We start from the raw sequence: 271 nt of genomic DNA on the forward strand, positions 1-271 counted from the left end.
GTACTTGTTCACTATCGGTCACTAACGAGTATTTAGCCTTACCAGATGGTTCTGGCAGATTCCCGCAAAATCTCACGTGTTCCGCGGTACTTGGGATCCTGTCAAGAGTTTTAATCTTTTCGTCTACAGGACTTTCACCTTCTATGGTTGATTTTTCCAAATCATTCGACTAAGATTAAAATTTGTAACTCTTTGGCATAGTGCTCATCTGCCTGACAGTCCCACAACCCCGGTAGCGCAACGCGAGCACGCTTGACACGCTACACGGTTT

The 271-nt window shown here is 45.4% G+C and carries 1 rRNA gene (cut by a window edge); it reads right to left on the bottom strand.

Annotation, left to right across the window (positions count from 1 at the left end):
• Positions 1-271 (bottom strand): 23S ribosomal RNA (locus N3D17_07905); its annotated part runs 244 nt beyond the window's last position; the annotation flags it as partial.

The organism is bacterium, from assembly GCA_026414725.1.
GTDB lineage: Bacteria > Ratteibacteria > UBA8468 > B48-G9 > JAFGKM01 > JAAYXZ01.